The sequence below is a fragment of the Sulfurospirillum multivorans DSM 12446 genome (assembly GCF_000568815.1).
GTDB classification, from domain to species: Bacteria; Campylobacterota; Campylobacteria; order Campylobacterales; family Sulfurospirillaceae; genus Sulfurospirillum; species Sulfurospirillum multivorans.
On record NZ_CP007201.1, the window covers coordinates 470,109 to 486,063 of the forward strand.

The following is a 15,955-nucleotide window of genomic DNA, read 5'->3' on the forward strand; positions in this document are numbered from 1 at the left end:
ATGGAACAGACGATCACAACATTTTTTGAAAAATCTTTCGTTATGAAAAGTGTGCTCATCGATGCGGTCATTGAGACACTCACGATGAGCCTTGTTTCAACGTTTTTGGCAACATTCATAGGCTTTATACTAGCGATTGTGCTCATAATTACCGATAAAAATGGCATTTCGCCTAATCGATACACCTATAAATTTTTAGATGTCACGATCAATATGTTGCGCTCGTTTCCGTTTATTATCCTTATCATTGTTTTATTCCCCGTGACAAAATTTTTGGTCGGAAAGCATACGGGAACCTTTGCGATGATCGTACCGCTCACGATTGGAACAGCCCCTTTTATCGCTCGAATGATCGAAGGTGCTTTTAAAGAGGTGGATCAAAGTGTCATTGAAGCGGCGCAATCGTTTGGAACGAACAAATTTCAAATCATTTTTCGCGTTCTTCTGCCTGAAGCGTATCCAAGCATTATCTCTGCGATTACACTCTCGTTGATCATCATTGTTGGTTTCTCAGCGATGGCAGGAACCGTTGGTGGTGGCGGTCTTGGCGCGGTGGCGATGAATTATGGTTACTACCGGTTTGACGCACTGTATATCTTTTGGACAGTTTTTATTTTGATCGTGCTTGTCCAGATGTTTCAAAGTATGGGTGATATTCTCTATAAAATCGTAAAGCATTAATGCTGGGTGAAGTGTCTCATTCAGTCCTTTTTAATGCGAATGACGTTAGGATTTCATAAATGTTTAGTAAATAAAGTGGTTTACTAAACATTTAGTTATTTTAAGGAGTACACATGTATAAACGTTTAGGAGTTCTTTTAGTTGGAGCCGTGCTTGCATTGAGTGGCTGCAGTGGCGATAAAAAAGGTGAAGACAAAGTAACTTCAAAAGAAGATAAAAGTGCGAAAACGATTATTGTTGGGGCAACACCTGTGCCACACTCTGAGATATTGGAAATTGCAAAACCTCTTTTAGCCAAAGAAGGGTACACACTTGAGATCAAAGTGTTTAATGATTATGTCATTCCCAATAAAGTCACCGACAGTGGTGAGATTGATGCCAACTTTTTTCAACATACACCCTATCTTACGGAGTTTAACAAAAGCCAAGGTACAAAGCTTGTGAGCGTTGGGAATATTCACATTGAACCAATCGGTGTTTACTCTAAAAAGATTAAAGCGCTTTCTGAGCTTAAAGATGGCGATAGCGTTGCAATCCCCAATGACCCGAGCAACGCTGGACGCGCTTTAGATGTTTTAGTGAATGCAGGACTCATCAAACTCAAAGATGCTGAGCACAAAACTAAACTTGACATCGTTGAAAATCCAAAAAATCTTACCTTTACAGAGCTCGAAGCGGCACAACTTCCTCGTGTGATTGAAGATTTTACGATTGCTGTGATTAATACTAATTACGCCCTTCCTGCAGGTCTTAATCCAAGCACGGATGCGCTTGCCCTAGAGTCTGCTAATTCTCCGTATGCCAATATTTTGGTTGTCAAAGCGGGCAATGAGAACAGCGACAAAACCAAAGCACTGCTTAAAGCGGTTCAATCCGATGAAGTGAAAAAATTTATCACTGAAAAATACAAAGGCGCTATTGTTCCTGCATTTTAACGCGCAGTAGCATCATTCTCTAAATCAAAGTGCACCTTCGGGTGCACTTTGATTCTGCTTATTTTAGGTTTACTAAGTCTATTTTTGTTATAATCCCGCCACATAAAATCACTCAAATGTCCTCATAGCTCAGCTGGATAGAGCACAGAATTCCTAATTCTGAGGCCGTGCGTTCGAATCGCGCTGGGGACACCACCCTTGTATCCTCCTCTTTTTATCTAAAAATACAGTTACATGTAAGTAATAAAAAAGCACTTTCCCCTCAATTTTTTGAAATGGTTACAGCCCAATTACGGTTTGGTTACAAAAGGGTCAAAAGTTAAAAATAGGCTTAAAAATAATATTGAAACTCAAAAATTCTTCTGATAAACTCCTGCTGTTTTTTAAACAAAAGTCTAAGGAGATCGTATGAAACTAGCTAAACTTAGCTTGGCGGCAATCGTAGTTGCAGGGCTTGCGTCCAGCTCATTCGCAGCAGATACATTAGCAGACGCTTTTAAAAATGGTAAAGTAAGTGGAGAGCTTCGCGCTTACTATTTTGACAGAGATAAAGGTCCAGGCAAAGATGCGGATATCTTCAATGTGGGTGTTGTTCTTGGTTATGTCACGGACTCTTTTTACGGTTTTAAATTAGGTGCGACATTCCAGTCTAACTATGCACCTTTTGCTGATGGTGCCATTGGAGAGACAGGAACAGGTAAGGATTTATTTAAAGGTGATATGTACGGCTCAGGTGCTGTGCTTTCTGAAATGTATGTTCAGTACGCTATCGGCAAGACAACGGCAAAAGTAGGTCGTCAATTCATCTCTACTCCATTGGTTGCAGGTAGTGGTTCTCGTATGATCAAACAATCGTTTCAAGGTGCTACGATCATCAATACTGATCTTCCTCAAACCACATTGGTAGCAGGTTATGTTGATAAATTTCAAGCTAGAACGGACGGAGCAGGTGATGTAGCAGATTTTGAGAAAGTTGGAGACAACGGTGCTTATACGTTATTAGCAATTAATAAATCAATCGCTGGATTAACCATTACTGGTCAATGGGCTGAAGTAACGGATGCTGCAGATATTTACTATGGAGAACTTGCGTATGCTGGTAAAGCGGGTGAGTTTGCATACGGATTATCAGGACAATACGATATTATTAATTACGACACACTTATAGGTAGAGATGATTCAGGGTTTTATGGCTTAAAAGCAAGCTTTGGCTTTAGTGGTTTAAAGACTTATGTCGCCTATTCTAAAGTGGATAAAGACGATAGAGCTGATGGTACAAGTGGCAATGCAGGTTTAGGAGGCGGTTCTGATATCCTTTATACTGCAAATGTTATCACCGGTGGTGATTACAGTGCAGATGCAAAGGCATATGCCATCGATGCTAACTATGCAATTACATCTCAAGCAAAAATTGGCGCACGTTATGTTAGTGTAGACCTTCCAAAAGCTTCAGGTGCAGCAAGCAAAGATTACAGCACGATTAACTTTTATACAAGTTATGCATTTGATGGTTCTTTAAAAGGTTTCGTAGTTGAGGCTCAATATGAGGATTTAAGTGCGGATAGTGGCGCTACAGATACCAACGAATTTCGATTTAAAGCCGCGTATAAATTTTAATACGTGCGCGTAAAAGCGGTGATCTCGATCACCGCTTACCTCGTTTTCTTCTCCCTTAATCATTACGATACGTCACATAATCTATTATATACTAACGAAATGTTTTAATTTATCACTTACTAAAACGATTCGTCTCATAACAAACTCAATCCGTTATACTTTTACAGGAGAAAACGATGGATGAACTTGATGTACAAATTCTAAAATTACTGGAACACACGGGTAGGCTTTCCCATGAAGAGATTGGAAAGCTGGTTCATATCTCAAGACCTGCTGTGCATCAGCGTGTGGCTAAGCTTGAGAAAAATGGGGTGATCAAAGGGTATCGCGCCATTATTGATTGGCGCATGTTGGAGCAAAAAATTCAAGCGTTTATCTTTGTCAAGGTGAAATGCCAATCGTTTCAACAGATTACTGCAAAAATTCTCAACATATCTATTGAGAACGGTGCTATCTTAGAGTGCCAGCGTTTAGCAGGCGAGTGGTGCATGGTGTTAAAAGTACGCGTGAGTTCTCCAGATGATATTACACGTTTTTTGGATGAACTGGTAACGTTTTCTGAAGTGTATGAGACATCGACCACGTTTATTCTCTCAACCCTGCATGAAAACGGCTTTAGTGAACTGTAAAATTGAAGAGGGAAATAAGCATGAACGCTTTACATGTAAACGAAAATCTAACGCTAGAATACAAAAAAACCATTATGACTGTCGTGGCATTGTTGAGCGTGTATATTGTCTGGGGCAGTACCTATTTGGGGATTAAAATTGCCATCGAAACCTTTCCACCTTTTTTAATGGCGGGGATTCGCTTCCTCATCGCGGGGGCGCTTTTGTATGGTTTTGTCGTGGTGAAAGAGAAAAAGCATCCCAAACTTATTGAGTGGAGAGATACCACGATCATTGGCACGTTGCTGCTTTTGGGTGGTAACGGACTTGTGGTGATTGCTGAGAAAACGATTCCTTCCTCAATTGCTGCGATTGTGATTGCAACGGTTCCTTTGTGGATGATTGTAATCGCATGGTTACTGAAAAGTCAAACAAGACCCAATAGAAGCACGCTTATAGGAACCCTCATTGGCTTTGTCGGTGTGGTGATTTTGATGTTTCCCTCTCAGCAAACGCATCTTCACTTTGATACATTTGGGCTATTGCTGACACTCTTAGCGGCAATATTGTGGTCATTAGGCTCTATCTATTCTCAAAAAGCAATACTCCCAACTTCGGTGATGCTCTCAACTGCCATGCAGATGCTCTCAGGTGGCTTGGTTTTAATCATCGTCGCAACGCTCTTTGGCGAATGGCAACAGTTTCATATAGAAATGCTCTCTTCACGCTCGTTGTTTGCTGTGGCATATTTAGTCTTTATTGGCTCTTTGGTGGGCTTTAGTGCGTATGTGTGGCTTTTAAAAAATGTCTCACCCTATCTTGCCTCAACCTATGCCTTTGTCAATCCGATGGTCGCACTTTTTTTAGGATACTTTTTTGCCGATGAAGTGCTAAGTGTGAAAGCATTAATCGCGACGGTGTTGATTATCAGCGCGGTGGTGATGATCACCCTCTCAAAAGCCAAAAAAAGATCACACAAGTAGCGCATCAATGCGCTCTATCTCAAGAGGGCTGAGCGTAAACTCACCGATGCTTAAATCCTCTTTCATGTGCTGCGCGGAGGTTGTTCCATTAAGAGGAATAATGCCTTGGTGCATCACGTAACGGTAGAAAATTTGCGCAGCACTTTTGCTGTAATGTTGGGCAATTTCTTGAAGAATGAGCGAATGTAAAATGTGCGGATTGGCACTCAGCGTCCAAAAACTCTGATAAATCATCCCTTTTTCGTTTGCCCATGCACGAAGCGTTGTATCGTAATGAACATCGGCGTAAAAACGGTTTTGAACGATGGAGGGTTTAATGCGTGCATCTTCAAAGAGTTTGTGCAGCAACGAAGAATCATAACAGTTGCTAATGCCGATATGACGGACATCTCCTTTGTCGAATAGCGATTCAAGGACTTTCCACGCACTGAGTAGATTGACATAAGGGAAAAGGGGCGAATGCAATAAAAAAGAGTCCAGATAGTCTGTTTGCAAATTTTGCTTGGAGACATGACACGACGTGAGAATCTGCTCTTCTAACGAGGCGTGTGAGTCGTATGGAACCCTTTGGGAGTCATGAGCGTTCAGTGGTGTGAACTTGGTTTGCAGAAAAAGATCCTCTCGCTTGCCTCCAGTGGCATAAAAACGAGCACACCCTTCGCCGACGAGTGCTTCTTCATAATGCTTAGGCTGGCACGCCGTATCAATGCCTCTAAAGCCGCTTTCAAGTGCTAAGGCGACCAGATCTGCTGTGCGCTCTTTTTTCCACGCTGTGCCATAAAGCATGGACGGAATTTGTAAATTTCGATTGGTGGTAATGTAGTGCATAATGAGCTCCTTTGGTCTATTATTTTAATCACGGTTTTTAGGCAAAGCCTAAAAACCTACGCTACGCCGCTGTGGCGCTAAAGCTTGCCTCTTTCGAGGCAGAAGCGTTCTTTTGTTTCTATTAGAGATTCATTGTATACAAACAAATTTTTAAGGGTGCTTTACATGTAAGATTAAACCTTACATATAAAGCGTTCTAGAGAGAGGAGAGTGTAGGATAACACAAAGGAGTCACGATGTTGTCTTACCATGCCCAAACGATGCACACATACAACTCTGTGCGCACTAAGTCTCACAGCATTGACTGGGATCATCCACCCAAACAATTTAAACTTTACCCTGAAACGTTTACGCGCATTCCGCTTGATAAGAGCAACCCAGAGCACCGCTTTTTTTATTTGATTGGCGGTATCACCGCACAAAAAAGCTACCCAGGCGTCACCTACGCTCTGCGCACCAATCCCAGTGCTGGGGCACTGTACCCGACCGAAATTTATGTGCAGATACGAGGTGTGGAAGGGTTTGAAAACGGCATTTACCATCTCTGCCCTTATGAAACGTCGTTGGTGTTGTTGTACCCATTGCCTGAGGATGAAGGCGTTGAGAGCTTTTTACATGTAAAGAAAATCAAAGGGTTTGTCTTTTTATTTTCAACCTTGTACTATCGCTCCTCATGGAAGTACAAAGACCGCGCATTTCGCTACTGTTTGCACGACACAGGACACATGATAGGCGCACTTGAGGCTTCGTGTCTGCTGAGTGCAAAGTCATACCGCATTGCTTACACCATAGATAAAAAGGGTTTAAACACGCTTTTTGGGTTCACGCAAGAAGAGTTTTTTCTCTCCTCAGCCATCGTTGGAGAGGAAGAGGAAACGTTTACATGTAAAGCGCCAGTGCTAAGCTTGCCGTATGTCAATGGCACAGGATTTTTTGAAGCCAATGCGCGTGTGGAAGCGGTGTATGACGCAACATGTGAACTTTCACCCAAGAAGCAAACGACAATAATGGCTGCGTTTAACGTGGATAAAGAGCGTTTCATGCAAGCGATTTGGAAGCGTCGCTCCATTCGTGATTTTGCCCAAAAGCCCATTACTAAAGAGGAGTTTTTAGCTGTCATGGAATTTATAACCCAGCCCATTGCGAGTGATTGCGATACCGTGGTGGAAATCTATGCGATCATCAACCGCGTTGAGGGGATGTGGCAAGGCGTTTGGAAGGAGGGTGTTTATCTGCAAAGCGGTGATTTTGCACGTAAAGCAGGGTATCTTTGCTTGGAGCAAGCCTTAGGCGAAGAGAGCGGTGTTACCTTCTTTTTAGTCGGGAACGAGGATAAAAACTACCAAGCGATGGTGCAAAAAGCGGGGATTATCGGGCATCGACTCTATGTGATGAGTGAATACATGGGCTTTGGGTGCAGTGGTATTGGCGCGTATTATGATGAAGAGGTAATGGCGTTTTTGGACACGCAGGGCATGATTCTCTACGCCCTTGCGATCGGTCGATGAGGCAGTTGACGGTAGGTGTAAACGAGTAAAAACAGAGCCGAACTGTACACAATGCCTCCAAGACCTATCCACATCCAGACAAAGGAGAGCTCCCAATAGTTTACACACAGCGCGAACACAATGCTCGGCGCTAAGATTTGGCGGAAGAATCCGACGTAGAAAATCATCGCAGGTTTTTTGATGCCTTGCAAGGTGGCGACACACGAAAAATGGGTCACGTAACCGAAAAAGAGAAAGAGCATCACATAGATGTAAGTTGTGCCAGAACGTATCACTTCCACGCTGGGGTCAAACTGCGAGACCAACCACTCTCCGCTAAACCACAAAACGCCCATGCCGATGAAACTGAGGGTGTAACCATACGCAAGCGCGTAAAAAAGTGTCTGATGCACCCGCTCAAATTTGCCTGCGCCCATGTTGTTGGACACAAGACTCAGCACCGCACTGCTAATGCCAAGAGAAGGCAGTAACATCAACTGCTCCACGCGGTACCCAATGCCATAGCCCGCCACCGTTTGATAGCCATACTGTGTGACAAAATGAAGCGCAATGAGGGCGCCAAACGACATCATCAGCATATTGAGTCCTGGTGGCATCGCTTGGGTGAAAAAAGTCTTATAGATGCGGCGATCGGGGTAAAAATGCGCTTTACATGTAAAGCCAATCAGCCCAGTTTTAAGGCTTTTATACAGAAGATACCCTGCATTAATCGCTTGGACTAAAACCGTGGCAAACGCAATGCCACCGATGCCCATCGCAGGAATAAATCCCCAGCCGTAAATGAAAAGAGGGTTAAATACAATATTGGCAAAAAAGCCAAAAATGAGGGTGTTTCGGTAACTCTTGGTATCGCCTGTTGCAAACAGAACACTGTTGAGCGCAAAATTGGCAAAGAAAAAAGAGGTGCCCAGCAAAATCACCTCGATGTAACTAACTGCTAATGCGTGGTAACGCTCCTCCGTGCCGATCCATGTGAGCAGCTCCGAGGCAAAACAAAACCCTAAAAGCCCCAAAAAAACGCCCACAGTCACCACCAGCGCAACCCCTTTTTTAGCGATAATACCTGCAAGAAAGAAGTGCTGTCTCCCATACGCATGTCCAATGAGTGCGGTTAAAGCGCTCGTTCCCCCGTATGCCATTCCAATGATGAAAAAAAAGAGAAATGAAGAGGCGGAGAGTGCTGCGAGTGCTTCGGTGGAGATAAGCCCCGCATAGTAGGTGTCAACGATGTTGTACAAGGTGTTAAAAAGCATCCCAAGACTCGAAGGAATGGCAAGTTGACGCAAAAGCAATGGGATAGGTTTATGGGTCAGTGACGTTGAATCCATGCAGGCTCTTTTTGATTTTATCATAACGCTTTAGGGCTTTAAAAGAGCTCATTTTTAATAACGACTTTTGAAGCAAAGCTTTAAAAGTCTACGTTAGCCACTATGGCGCTAAAGCTTGCCTCTTTCGAGGCAGAATTTTAACGATATTTACACCAAATACACTCATTAATTCCTCATTTTATTTCGTTAAGCTTCATTTATAAAAATAAAAACTACACAATAAATGTAATTTTTATTTAAGGTTTGCATGTTTCCAGTATGAAAAATCGTTCAATCTAAGGAGAACACAATGACAAAGAATATGGACAGAAGATCGTTTTTAAAAGTAGGCGGTGCTGCGGCAGGTGTTGCTGTAGCGACGGTAAGTGCTGAAGCGATTCCTTTGGTGGGAGATTCTATTTTGCAAGATGGCGTTGATGGTGTGAGTGCCTCACACTTTGGTGCGGTTAAGACCAAAGTGCGCAACGGTCGCTTTGAAAGTGTGGAAGCGTTTGAGGGTGACAGCTATCCTAGCACCTTGATTCAAGGGCTTCCAGCGCGTACCTATGCGCAAGATCGTATCTTATACCCATGCGTTCGTGAGGGGTATTTGAAAAATGGGTATAAAAGCGATAAAAGCAAACGTGGCTCAGACAAATATGTCCGTGTTTCATGGGAAAAAGCCTTTGATTTGATCGCCGATGAGCTCAAACGTGTCTATAAAAGTTATGGTCCTGATGCTGTCTTTGGAGGAAGTTACGGTTGGTTTTGTGTAGGAAGTCTCAACAACCCACAAGCGTTGGTCGGCAGAATGTTAGGCGTTGCAGGTGGCTACACGTCACGTACCTTGACCTACTCAACCCATGCAATTCGTGCGATCACCCCTTATGTAACGGGTGGCGATGAGTCGAGTAACCAACAAACCGCGTATCCAAATCTCATTGCGAATTCTGAATGTATCGTTTTTTGGAGCAGTGATCCTATCAATACCAACCAAATTGCGTGGGGCGTGCCTGACCATCAATCGTATGAGTATATGAAACAGCTCAAAGCTGAGGCTAAAAAACGCAATATCAAGTTCTACTGCATCGATCCCGTCTATAACAACACTGCGATGTATTTTGGAGCAGAGCACATTAAAGTGCGTCCAACGACCGACGTTGCGATGATGCTGGGAATGGCGCACTATCTGTACAGTGAAAATCTCTACAGCAAAGAGTTTGTGGAAAAATACACGAGCGGTTTTGCGGAATTCAAAGCCTATCTTTTAGGTGAGGGTGAGGATAAAGTCATCAAAACACCTGAGTGGGCGGCTAAAATTTGTGGTGTGGAGGCAAGTGTGATCAAAATGCTTGCTAAAGAGTTTGCCTCAAAACGTACGATGCTCATGGGCGGTTGGGGATTCCAAAGAGCGCACCATGGGGAGCAACCTCACTGGATGCTGATCACGCTTGCGAGTATGCTCGGTCAGATCGGACTTGCTGGTGGAGGATTTGGATGTGCGTATCACTACTCAGATGGTGGTGTTCCTGCCCCAGCAGCTGCTACTGGCAATCCTTTAAGCGATGTCAAAATGGGCAATGGTAGCCAAGGCGCTGCAGCAAGTGCGGATGCTCCTGCTGCATCTCCTGGATTAACAGGCATTAGTGTCAACTCTAAAGTGGATGGTCCTTGGAAACAACGTAAAATTCCTGTGATTCCTGTTTCGCGTATCGTTGAATGTTTGGAAAATCCAGGTCGTGAGATCTTATTTGATGGTAAAAAACTCACCTATCCTGATTTGAAAATGGCGTATTGGGCGGGCGGAAATCCTTTCCATCACCACCAAGATCGTAACCGTATGATCAAAGCGTGGCAAAAATTTGAGACCTTTGTGGTGAACGAGTGCTTTTGGACAGCAACGGCGCGAATGGCAGACATCGTGCTTCCTGCAACAACAGAGCAAGAGCGCAATGACATTACCAAATCGCACACCAACAGCTACATTTTTGCGATGAAAAAAGCAGTTGAACCCGTCGGTGAAGCGATGGATGATTTTGACATTTTTGTGAACATCCTAAGACGTTTTAGTGCTGCTGAAGTGTTGGCGTTTACCGAGGGTAAAAGTAAAATGGAGTGGATCAAATCGTTTTATGATGAGTCTTACAACAAAGCAAAAAAATCAGGCGTTGCGATGCCTGCCTTTGATGAATTTTGGGAGAAAGGGTTTGTGAAGTTTGAGACACCTGAAGCGGCTAAAAATTTCATTAAGTACAAAACCTTTAGAGACAATCCTGTGACCAACCGTTTGGGAACGCCATCCGGTAAGATCGAGATTTTCTCGAAAAAAATTGCAGGATACGGGTACAAAGAGTGCAAAGGGCATCCAACATGGTTTGAGCCGATGGAGTGGCTTGGTAGTTCCGTGGCAAAAGAGTTCCCACTCAATCTTGTCTCTCCACACCCAAAATACCGCCTTCACTCACAGCTCAATAACACATGGCTTCGTGATCTTGAAGAGGTTCAAGGCAGAGAGCCTATCTGGATGCACCCTAAAGATGCCGCCAAACGAGGCATTCAAAATGGCGATGTCGTGCGCATCTTTAACAAACGCGGACAAGTGCTTGGTGGCGCTGTCGTGACTGAAGCCGTGATGGAAGGCGTTGTAAGAATGCAAGAGGGCGCTTGGTACGATCCTAAAGAGCCAGGCAAAATTGGTTCATTGTGTGTGCATGGTGATGTCAATGTCCTTATCGCCGATGTTCCAACCTCCGAACTTGCCCAAGGCAATCAAGCCACAGCGCTGGTCGAGATTGAAAAATTCAAAGGGGAAATACCTGCCATTGGCATCTTTAAAGCCCCTGTGATGAAAGGAATGTAATTCATGTTGTTTAGAAAGATACTTGGAATGCTCTGCCTCACGTCGCTCCTTTTTGGGGCGGGCGGATCGTTTATGAGCAAAAATAGCCCTCTGTTTTCCGATGCGAGTGCTAAAGAGGCTTTGGGCGAATTGATCGTCTCGGCTGAGGTAAAAGAGCTCTCAAAAAGCGGCGAGTACACCGAAGTTGAATTTACAGGCTATCAGCCTAAAGACAGTGGCGTTGTGTATGAAAAAACGGGGGTACTGATCGTTGGATTCGAGACGGCGAAACCCAGCGCAGTTAAAATCATCGGCGAAAAAACAGATGAATATGGCACTGTTTGGTCGCATGTGACAGTCAAAGGCTTTGTTGTCACCAGCGCACTTGGCAAAGATAAAGGGAGTATTTTACAAGCGGGTAAAGATCTTTTTAGCGCCAAATGCGGTACCTGCCATGCCCTTCATGCTGAGAATGAGTTTGATGCCAATGTATGGCCAAGCATTCTTGAAGCGATGGGTGAGCAAGCCGCACTTTCCAAAGACGAGAAATATTCGATTATGAAGTATCTGCAAAACTATAAGTAGATTTGCCTTCCTTCGCCTGTAAAGGCGAAGGAATCTCATACGCTCCAAAGATAAAATAGGCTAAAATCTTTACATGTAACATCATTTCAAAGGATAGTAGATGGAACTTTGGCTGGAAAAACTCAAATCTTTGCGCATGCTGTACGCCGAAGATGAAGAGGGTATTCGAAAGCCCATGGCAAACACGCTTTCGTACTATCTCAAAGAGGTGCTTGAGGCGCGAGATGGCGAAGAGGCTCTTGATCTGTACTACGAACAACGTCCCGACATCATTCTGACCGATCTGAGAATGCCTAAAAAAGATGGGCTTTATATGGTCAAAGAGATTCGTAAGAGTGACAAAAAAACCCCCATTGTAATGATTACCGCGCATACCGATAAAGAGTATCTGCTCAGTGCCATTGAGCTTAAGATCGAAAAATACCTGATCAAACCCGTTGCACTGGATGAACTCTTAGGCGCTCTTAAACTGTGTGTGACCGAAATTGAATCAGGTCGCTCTCTTTTTCTTGAATGTAAAAATTGCAAATTTGACTTTAAAAACAGGCACATTGTGTACGATGATGGCAAAGAGACCGAACTGACCCATAAAGAGGCGGATTTTCTAGAGCTGTTATTGCGCAAAAAAGGGATGGTGGTCAGTTACGAAGAGATTGAAGTCAATGTCTGGAAAGAGGAGTTTATGAGCATTGCCGCCCTTCGCACCTTGGTCAAATCCCTGCGAAAAAAGTTGCCCAATAGTTTTATCAAAAACCACTCTCAATCAGGATACAGTTTTGAGGTTTAGCCCTCTTTTTCTGTTTTTCATTCCACTCCTCTACGGAGCTCTTTTGGCAGAAGAAGCCTTTTACCATGAAGATTCGAGTCAAGAACGTGTTTTACATGTAAGAGATCCACGCTCACATATTAAGGTCTTTTTGCCCTCCATGCCGTACAATTATGTCTCACGCTTGGTCAATGAAGGCTTAGTGAGACTGGCAGAGAATGAACAAGGTTGGGAGTATGCTTTAGCGATTAAAAGTACCAAACTCTCACCGCTTTTGTATGAGTTTGAACTGCGTCAGGGGGTTCGTTTTCAAGATGGAACCCCGTTTAATGCCGACTCGATCATGCACAATTTTAGCTACTTTTTAAAACAACCGTTTAACTATACCAATATTCACAATGCCCTTAAACACGTCGAAAAAGTCTCGGAGTACAAAATCCGTCTGCACCTTAGCGAGCCTTATGGGATGCTCTACCGCGACCTTGCGCGCATCTACTCCGAAGCGTATCTCAACACCTTTGGGTGGGGCGGTGCTGAGACAGGGGCGAACATTAAGGCGTCAGGTCCTTATGGACTGGGACCTTATATATTGGTTGAAGGGATGATTACAGGGCGCAAACAGACCCCCAAAGCGATTCTCAAAGCCAATCCTTACTATTGGGAAAAAGAGTATCCTTCCATTGAGACGATTACTTTTTTTACGGAGCTTTCAACCTCGCAAGCGCTTCGGTTAGCCTTGTTTACGGATGGCGGGCTTGATTTTATGCAGATTCCTTTCAATAAAAAAATCGAAACGATGCTCTCTCCTTATGCCAAACTGGTCTCGATGCCTTCCTCCCATAACTTTACGATCTACTTTAATTTGCTCAAACACTATTCCCCCATCGCGCGCAAAGAGGTGCGCCAAGCGCTGAATTGTGCCTTGAATCAACAAAGCTTGCTCGATTTTACCTACAAAAAAGAGGGTAGACTTAACCCTGCGGCACTTAAAGCGTGCCCTTTGGACGCGGAAATGGTGGAGCGTACGTTAAAGGGGTTGGAACTCAATGTCGCTACCCAAGATTCACTGCTGTTTTTATGGAAAGGGATTGAGTATCAACTCTCGATGTATGGCGTGAAGTTTCACTACACGATTACGACGAGTGAGAAAGAGATTTACGACTTAACGCAAAAAAATCATAAAAGCATTCAAGAGTGGGATCTTTTGATTCAAAATACCCAAGATTGGTATGGCAGACACCCTTGGCCGGTTTTCATTCGCTACCAAGAGAACAATCCTTGGAGTTTTGTCCATCATGATGCTTTGATGAAAGACTATATTAAGGCATTTTTTGGGCTTGAACAAGAAGATGTGCTGTTTCAAACACTGACCCAAAAGATTCAAGATCGAGCGTGTGAGGAGGCGTATATGCTGTTTGTCCCGATTCCCAATGCCGTTTTTGCGATGAATAAAGAGCTGGTTTTTGAGCCACTTGGCATCGGTATGCAACCGTTTTGGAAAGCGAAGATTACCGATCAACACTGGTCAGTTAGAGGCGATAAACCCTATCCTTTAGTGCTTCAAAATCCTCTTTTACCAAAGCGACTCCCATGAAAAAAATCCCTATCAAATACAAACTCTTATTGCTTTTTAGCTTTTCCTTCATCGGGATGCTCATCCTCTCAGAGCGTACCTTTGCGCTCTCTCAAGAAAACATCAGCAATGCAACCATGATTTTTGAGAATTCGCGTAGCACACAGCATCTGCAAGAGAACTACATCGAGCCGACTAACGTTTTGCGTGAGATGAGCCTCTCGTTGGTGATGTCGCCCAATGAGGATTATCGTAAAAATATTGAAATTGACATTGTGAAGCAACGCAAGCGTCTGGAAGAGAATTTTAGCAAACTGGATGCGCAAACCTACGCTTCGTGGAAAGCCTATGCGAACAGTGTGGAAAAGACGTGTGGTTACCTTGGCGCACGTTTTGAAGAGGGTGCGTTTGTGCATGTGAATTCGATTGAGCGAGAGCATTATTACGCACTGCTCAATCGCCTCAAAGCACTTCAGCATGACGCAGTAAATCAAACTGAGCAAAATTTTTCAGACATTCAAACCAGCGCACGTGCGCTCAAATATGAACTTGCCATTCTCGTTCTTTTGCTCTCCGCATTGGTGTTTGTGGCAGGCTATCTGCTCTCCAGCCACATTGTTTCTTCCATCTTAAAGCTTCAAGAGGGTCTTAAAGAGTTTTTTGGTTATTTGGAGACCAAAGCTATAGTGCCTAAATCCATAGAGTTGAACAGCAGAGATGAACTTGAGGACATGTCAAAGCTGCTCAACCTTAGTATTGCTAAAGCTTCAGCCAATATTGAGCAAGACATTATTTTTGTTGAAGACGCGATCAATGTGGTTAATGATCTTAAGATGGGAAAACTCTCTTCACGCCTTCATGCCACCGCGCAAGCCCAAGAGTTGCAACTGCTTAAAAACGTTATCAACGCGATGATTGACAATCTCGAATCCAAAATCAATGAAGAGATTTTCAAGCGTAGCGAACAAGAAAAACTGCTGATTCAGCAGAGTAAATTGGCGAGTATGAGTGAAATGATCGGCAATATCGCGCATCAATGGCGGCAGCCGCTTGGCGAGATCAGCGCACTTTTAATTAACATTCAAGTCAAGCATGAGTTTAATGATTTGGATGAGCACTCTTTACTCTCATCCATTCAACAATGTGTTAAAATCAGTACCTTTATGTCAGGCACGATCAGTGATTTTCAAAACTTTTTTAAGCCTTCCAAAGAGAAAGAGGTGTTTGAGATCAGTGAAGCGTGTGAGCGTTCTATCGCGATTTTGCAAGCATCCCTTAAGTACCACGGCATCGAATTTTCGTTCGATATTTCCGAAAAGATGGAGGTGCTGGGCTATCCCAACGAGTTTGCTCAAGCGCTTTTAAACATTCTCTCCAACGCCAAAGATGTCTTAAGTGAGCGTGAAATCAGCAATCCATTTATTCGTTTGAATCTCAAAAAAGGGTACAAATACATTTTGATCGTGATCGAAGATAATGGCGGTGGCATCGCAAGCGAACACATGGAGCGCATTTTTGAGCCGTATTTTACCACCAAATATGCGAAGCAAGGTACTGGCATTGGGCTTTATATGACGAAGATGATTATTGAAAATAACATGGGTGGCATTATTACCGTTAAAAACACAGAAATTGGGGCACTTTTTACAATTAAATTGCCCAGCATTTCAGAGGTAGCTGTGGAGTATGAGGCTTAAAAAAAAGCGTTTACATGTAAGTCAAAGA

The 15,955-nt window shown here is 43.6% G+C and carries 13 protein-coding genes and 1 tRNA gene; 12 read left to right on the forward strand and 2 right to left on the reverse strand.

The features are described from left to right. The 6 genes from SMUL_RS02460 (at nucleotide 1) to yedA (ending at nucleotide 4,824) form a co-directional block, all read left to right on the forward strand. Nucleotides 1-681, forward strand: a complete 681-nt coding sequence (locus SMUL_RS02460) for a methionine ABC transporter permease (protein ID WP_190278600.1) — start codon at nucleotides 1-3, stop codon at nucleotides 679-681. A gap of 113 nt (nucleotides 682-794) precedes the next feature. Then, nucleotides 795-1,616 (forward strand): MetQ/NlpA family ABC transporter substrate-binding protein, encoded by an 822-nt coding sequence (locus tag SMUL_RS02465; RefSeq protein WP_025343678.1) that lies wholly within the window; start codon nucleotides 795-797, stop codon nucleotides 1,614-1,616. Between the two features lie 118 nt (nucleotides 1,617-1,734). Beyond that, nucleotides 1,735-1,811: transfer RNA gene (locus tag SMUL_RS02470), tRNA-Arg, on the forward strand. A gap of 213 nt (nucleotides 1,812-2,024) precedes the next feature. Then, nucleotides 2,025-3,233, forward strand: a complete 1,209-nt coding sequence (locus tag SMUL_RS02475) for an OprD family outer membrane porin (RefSeq protein ID WP_025343679.1) — start codon at nucleotides 2,025-2,027, stop codon at nucleotides 3,231-3,233. 176 nt (nucleotides 3,234-3,409) lie between these two features. Beyond that, nucleotides 3,410-3,862, forward strand: a complete 453-nt coding sequence (locus SMUL_RS02480; RefSeq protein WP_025343680.1) for an Lrp/AsnC family transcriptional regulator — start codon at nucleotides 3,410-3,412, stop codon at nucleotides 3,860-3,862. Between the two features lie 20 nt (nucleotides 3,863-3,882). Continuing rightward, entirely contained in the window at nucleotides 3,883-4,824 is a 942-nt protein-coding gene (yedA, locus tag SMUL_RS02485) for a drug/metabolite exporter YedA (protein WP_025343681.1), read from the forward strand. Here yedA and SMUL_RS02490 read toward each other — a convergent pair. Continuing rightward, entirely contained in the window at nucleotides 4,813-5,652 is an 840-nt protein-coding gene (locus SMUL_RS02490) for an aldo/keto reductase family protein (protein ID WP_025343682.1), read from the reverse strand. The two genes, yedA and SMUL_RS02490, sit on opposite strands and share 12 nt — an antisense overlap. 236 nt (nucleotides 5,653-5,888) lie before the next feature. Here SMUL_RS02490 and SMUL_RS02495 point away from each other — a divergent pair, with 236 nt between their 5' ends. Further along, on the forward strand, nucleotides 5,889-7,160 hold the full coding sequence (locus SMUL_RS02495) for a nitroreductase family protein (protein ID WP_025343683.1): 1,272 nt from the start codon (nucleotides 5,889-5,891) through the stop codon (nucleotides 7,158-7,160). Here the strand turns inward: SMUL_RS02495 and SMUL_RS02500 are convergent. Further along, nucleotides 7,136-8,488 (reverse strand): MATE family efflux transporter, encoded by a 1,353-nt coding sequence (locus SMUL_RS02500; RefSeq protein ID WP_025343684.1) that lies wholly within the window; start codon nucleotides 8,486-8,488, stop codon nucleotides 7,136-7,138. The two genes, SMUL_RS02495 and SMUL_RS02500, sit on opposite strands and share 25 nt — an antisense overlap. 289 nt (nucleotides 8,489-8,777) lie before the next feature. On the opposite strand from SMUL_RS02500, the gene torA reads away from it, so the two are divergent. The 5 genes from torA to SMUL_RS02525 all read left to right on the forward strand — a co-directional run bounded on the left by torA (nucleotide 8,778) and on the right by SMUL_RS02525 (nucleotide 15,927). Further along, entirely contained in the window at nucleotides 8,778-11,327 is a 2,550-nt protein-coding gene (torA, locus tag SMUL_RS02505) for a trimethylamine-N-oxide reductase TorA (protein WP_084613065.1), read from the forward strand. A gap of 3 nt (nucleotides 11,328-11,330) precedes the next feature. After that, the gene (locus SMUL_RS02510) at nucleotides 11,331-11,891 is read left to right on the forward strand and encodes a hypothetical protein (RefSeq protein ID WP_025343686.1); all 561 of its coding nucleotides are present in this window, start codon (nucleotides 11,331-11,333) and stop codon (nucleotides 11,889-11,891) included. A gap of 100 nt (nucleotides 11,892-11,991) precedes the next feature. After that, nucleotides 11,992-12,678 carry a response regulator transcription factor gene (locus SMUL_RS02515; protein ID WP_025343687.1) on the forward strand — a complete coding sequence of 229 codons (687 nt, stop codon included), beginning with the start codon at nucleotides 11,992-11,994 and terminating at the stop codon, nucleotides 12,676-12,678. A gap of 43 nt (nucleotides 12,679-12,721) precedes the next feature. After that, nucleotides 12,722-14,251, forward strand: a complete 1,530-nt coding sequence (locus tag SMUL_RS02520) for an ABC transporter substrate-binding protein (RefSeq protein WP_223809753.1) — start codon at nucleotides 12,722-12,724, stop codon at nucleotides 14,249-14,251. Beyond that, complete coding sequence (locus tag SMUL_RS02525; RefSeq protein WP_025343689.1) at nucleotides 14,248-15,927, forward strand: ATP-binding protein; 1,680 nt, start codon at nucleotides 14,248-14,250, stop codon at nucleotides 15,925-15,927. Before SMUL_RS02520 ends, SMUL_RS02525 begins: the two co-directional genes overlap by 4 nt. Nucleotides 15,928-15,955: the final 28 nt, after the last annotated feature.

Excerpts from the sequence above, each read along its gene's own strand:
- SMUL_RS02460 (WP_190278600.1), top strand. The coding sequence starts at position 1 with ATGGAACAGACGATCACAACATTTTTTGAAAAATCTTTCGTTATGAAA.
- SMUL_RS02465 (WP_025343678.1), top strand. The coding sequence starts at position 795 with ATGTATAAACGTTTAGGAGTTCTTTTAGTTGGAGCCGTGCTTGCATTG.
- SMUL_RS02475 (WP_025343679.1), top strand. The coding sequence starts at position 2,025 with ATGAAACTAGCTAAACTTAGCTTGGCGGCAATCGTAGTTGCAGGGCTT.
- SMUL_RS02480 (WP_025343680.1), top strand. The coding sequence starts at position 3,410 with ATGGATGAACTTGATGTACAAATTCTAAAATTACTGGAACACACGGGT.
- yedA (WP_025343681.1), top strand. The coding sequence starts at position 3,883 with ATGAACGCTTTACATGTAAACGAAAATCTAACGCTAGAATACAAAAAA.
- SMUL_RS02490 (WP_025343682.1), bottom strand. The coding sequence starts at position 5,652 with ATGCACTACATTACCACCAATCGAAATTTACAAATTCCGTCCATGCTT.
- SMUL_RS02495 (WP_025343683.1), top strand. The coding sequence starts at position 5,889 with ATGTTGTCTTACCATGCCCAAACGATGCACACATACAACTCTGTGCGC.
- SMUL_RS02500 (WP_025343684.1), bottom strand. The coding sequence starts at position 8,488 with ATGGATTCAACGTCACTGACCCATAAACCTATCCCATTGCTTTTGCGT.
- torA (WP_084613065.1), top strand. The coding sequence starts at position 8,778 with ATGACAAAGAATATGGACAGAAGATCGTTTTTAAAAGTAGGCGGTGCT.
- SMUL_RS02510 (WP_025343686.1), top strand. The coding sequence starts at position 11,331 with ATGTTGTTTAGAAAGATACTTGGAATGCTCTGCCTCACGTCGCTCCTT.
- SMUL_RS02515 (WP_025343687.1), top strand. The coding sequence starts at position 11,992 with ATGGAACTTTGGCTGGAAAAACTCAAATCTTTGCGCATGCTGTACGCC.
- SMUL_RS02525 (WP_025343689.1), top strand. The coding sequence starts at position 14,248 with ATGAAAAAAATCCCTATCAAATACAAACTCTTATTGCTTTTTAGCTTT.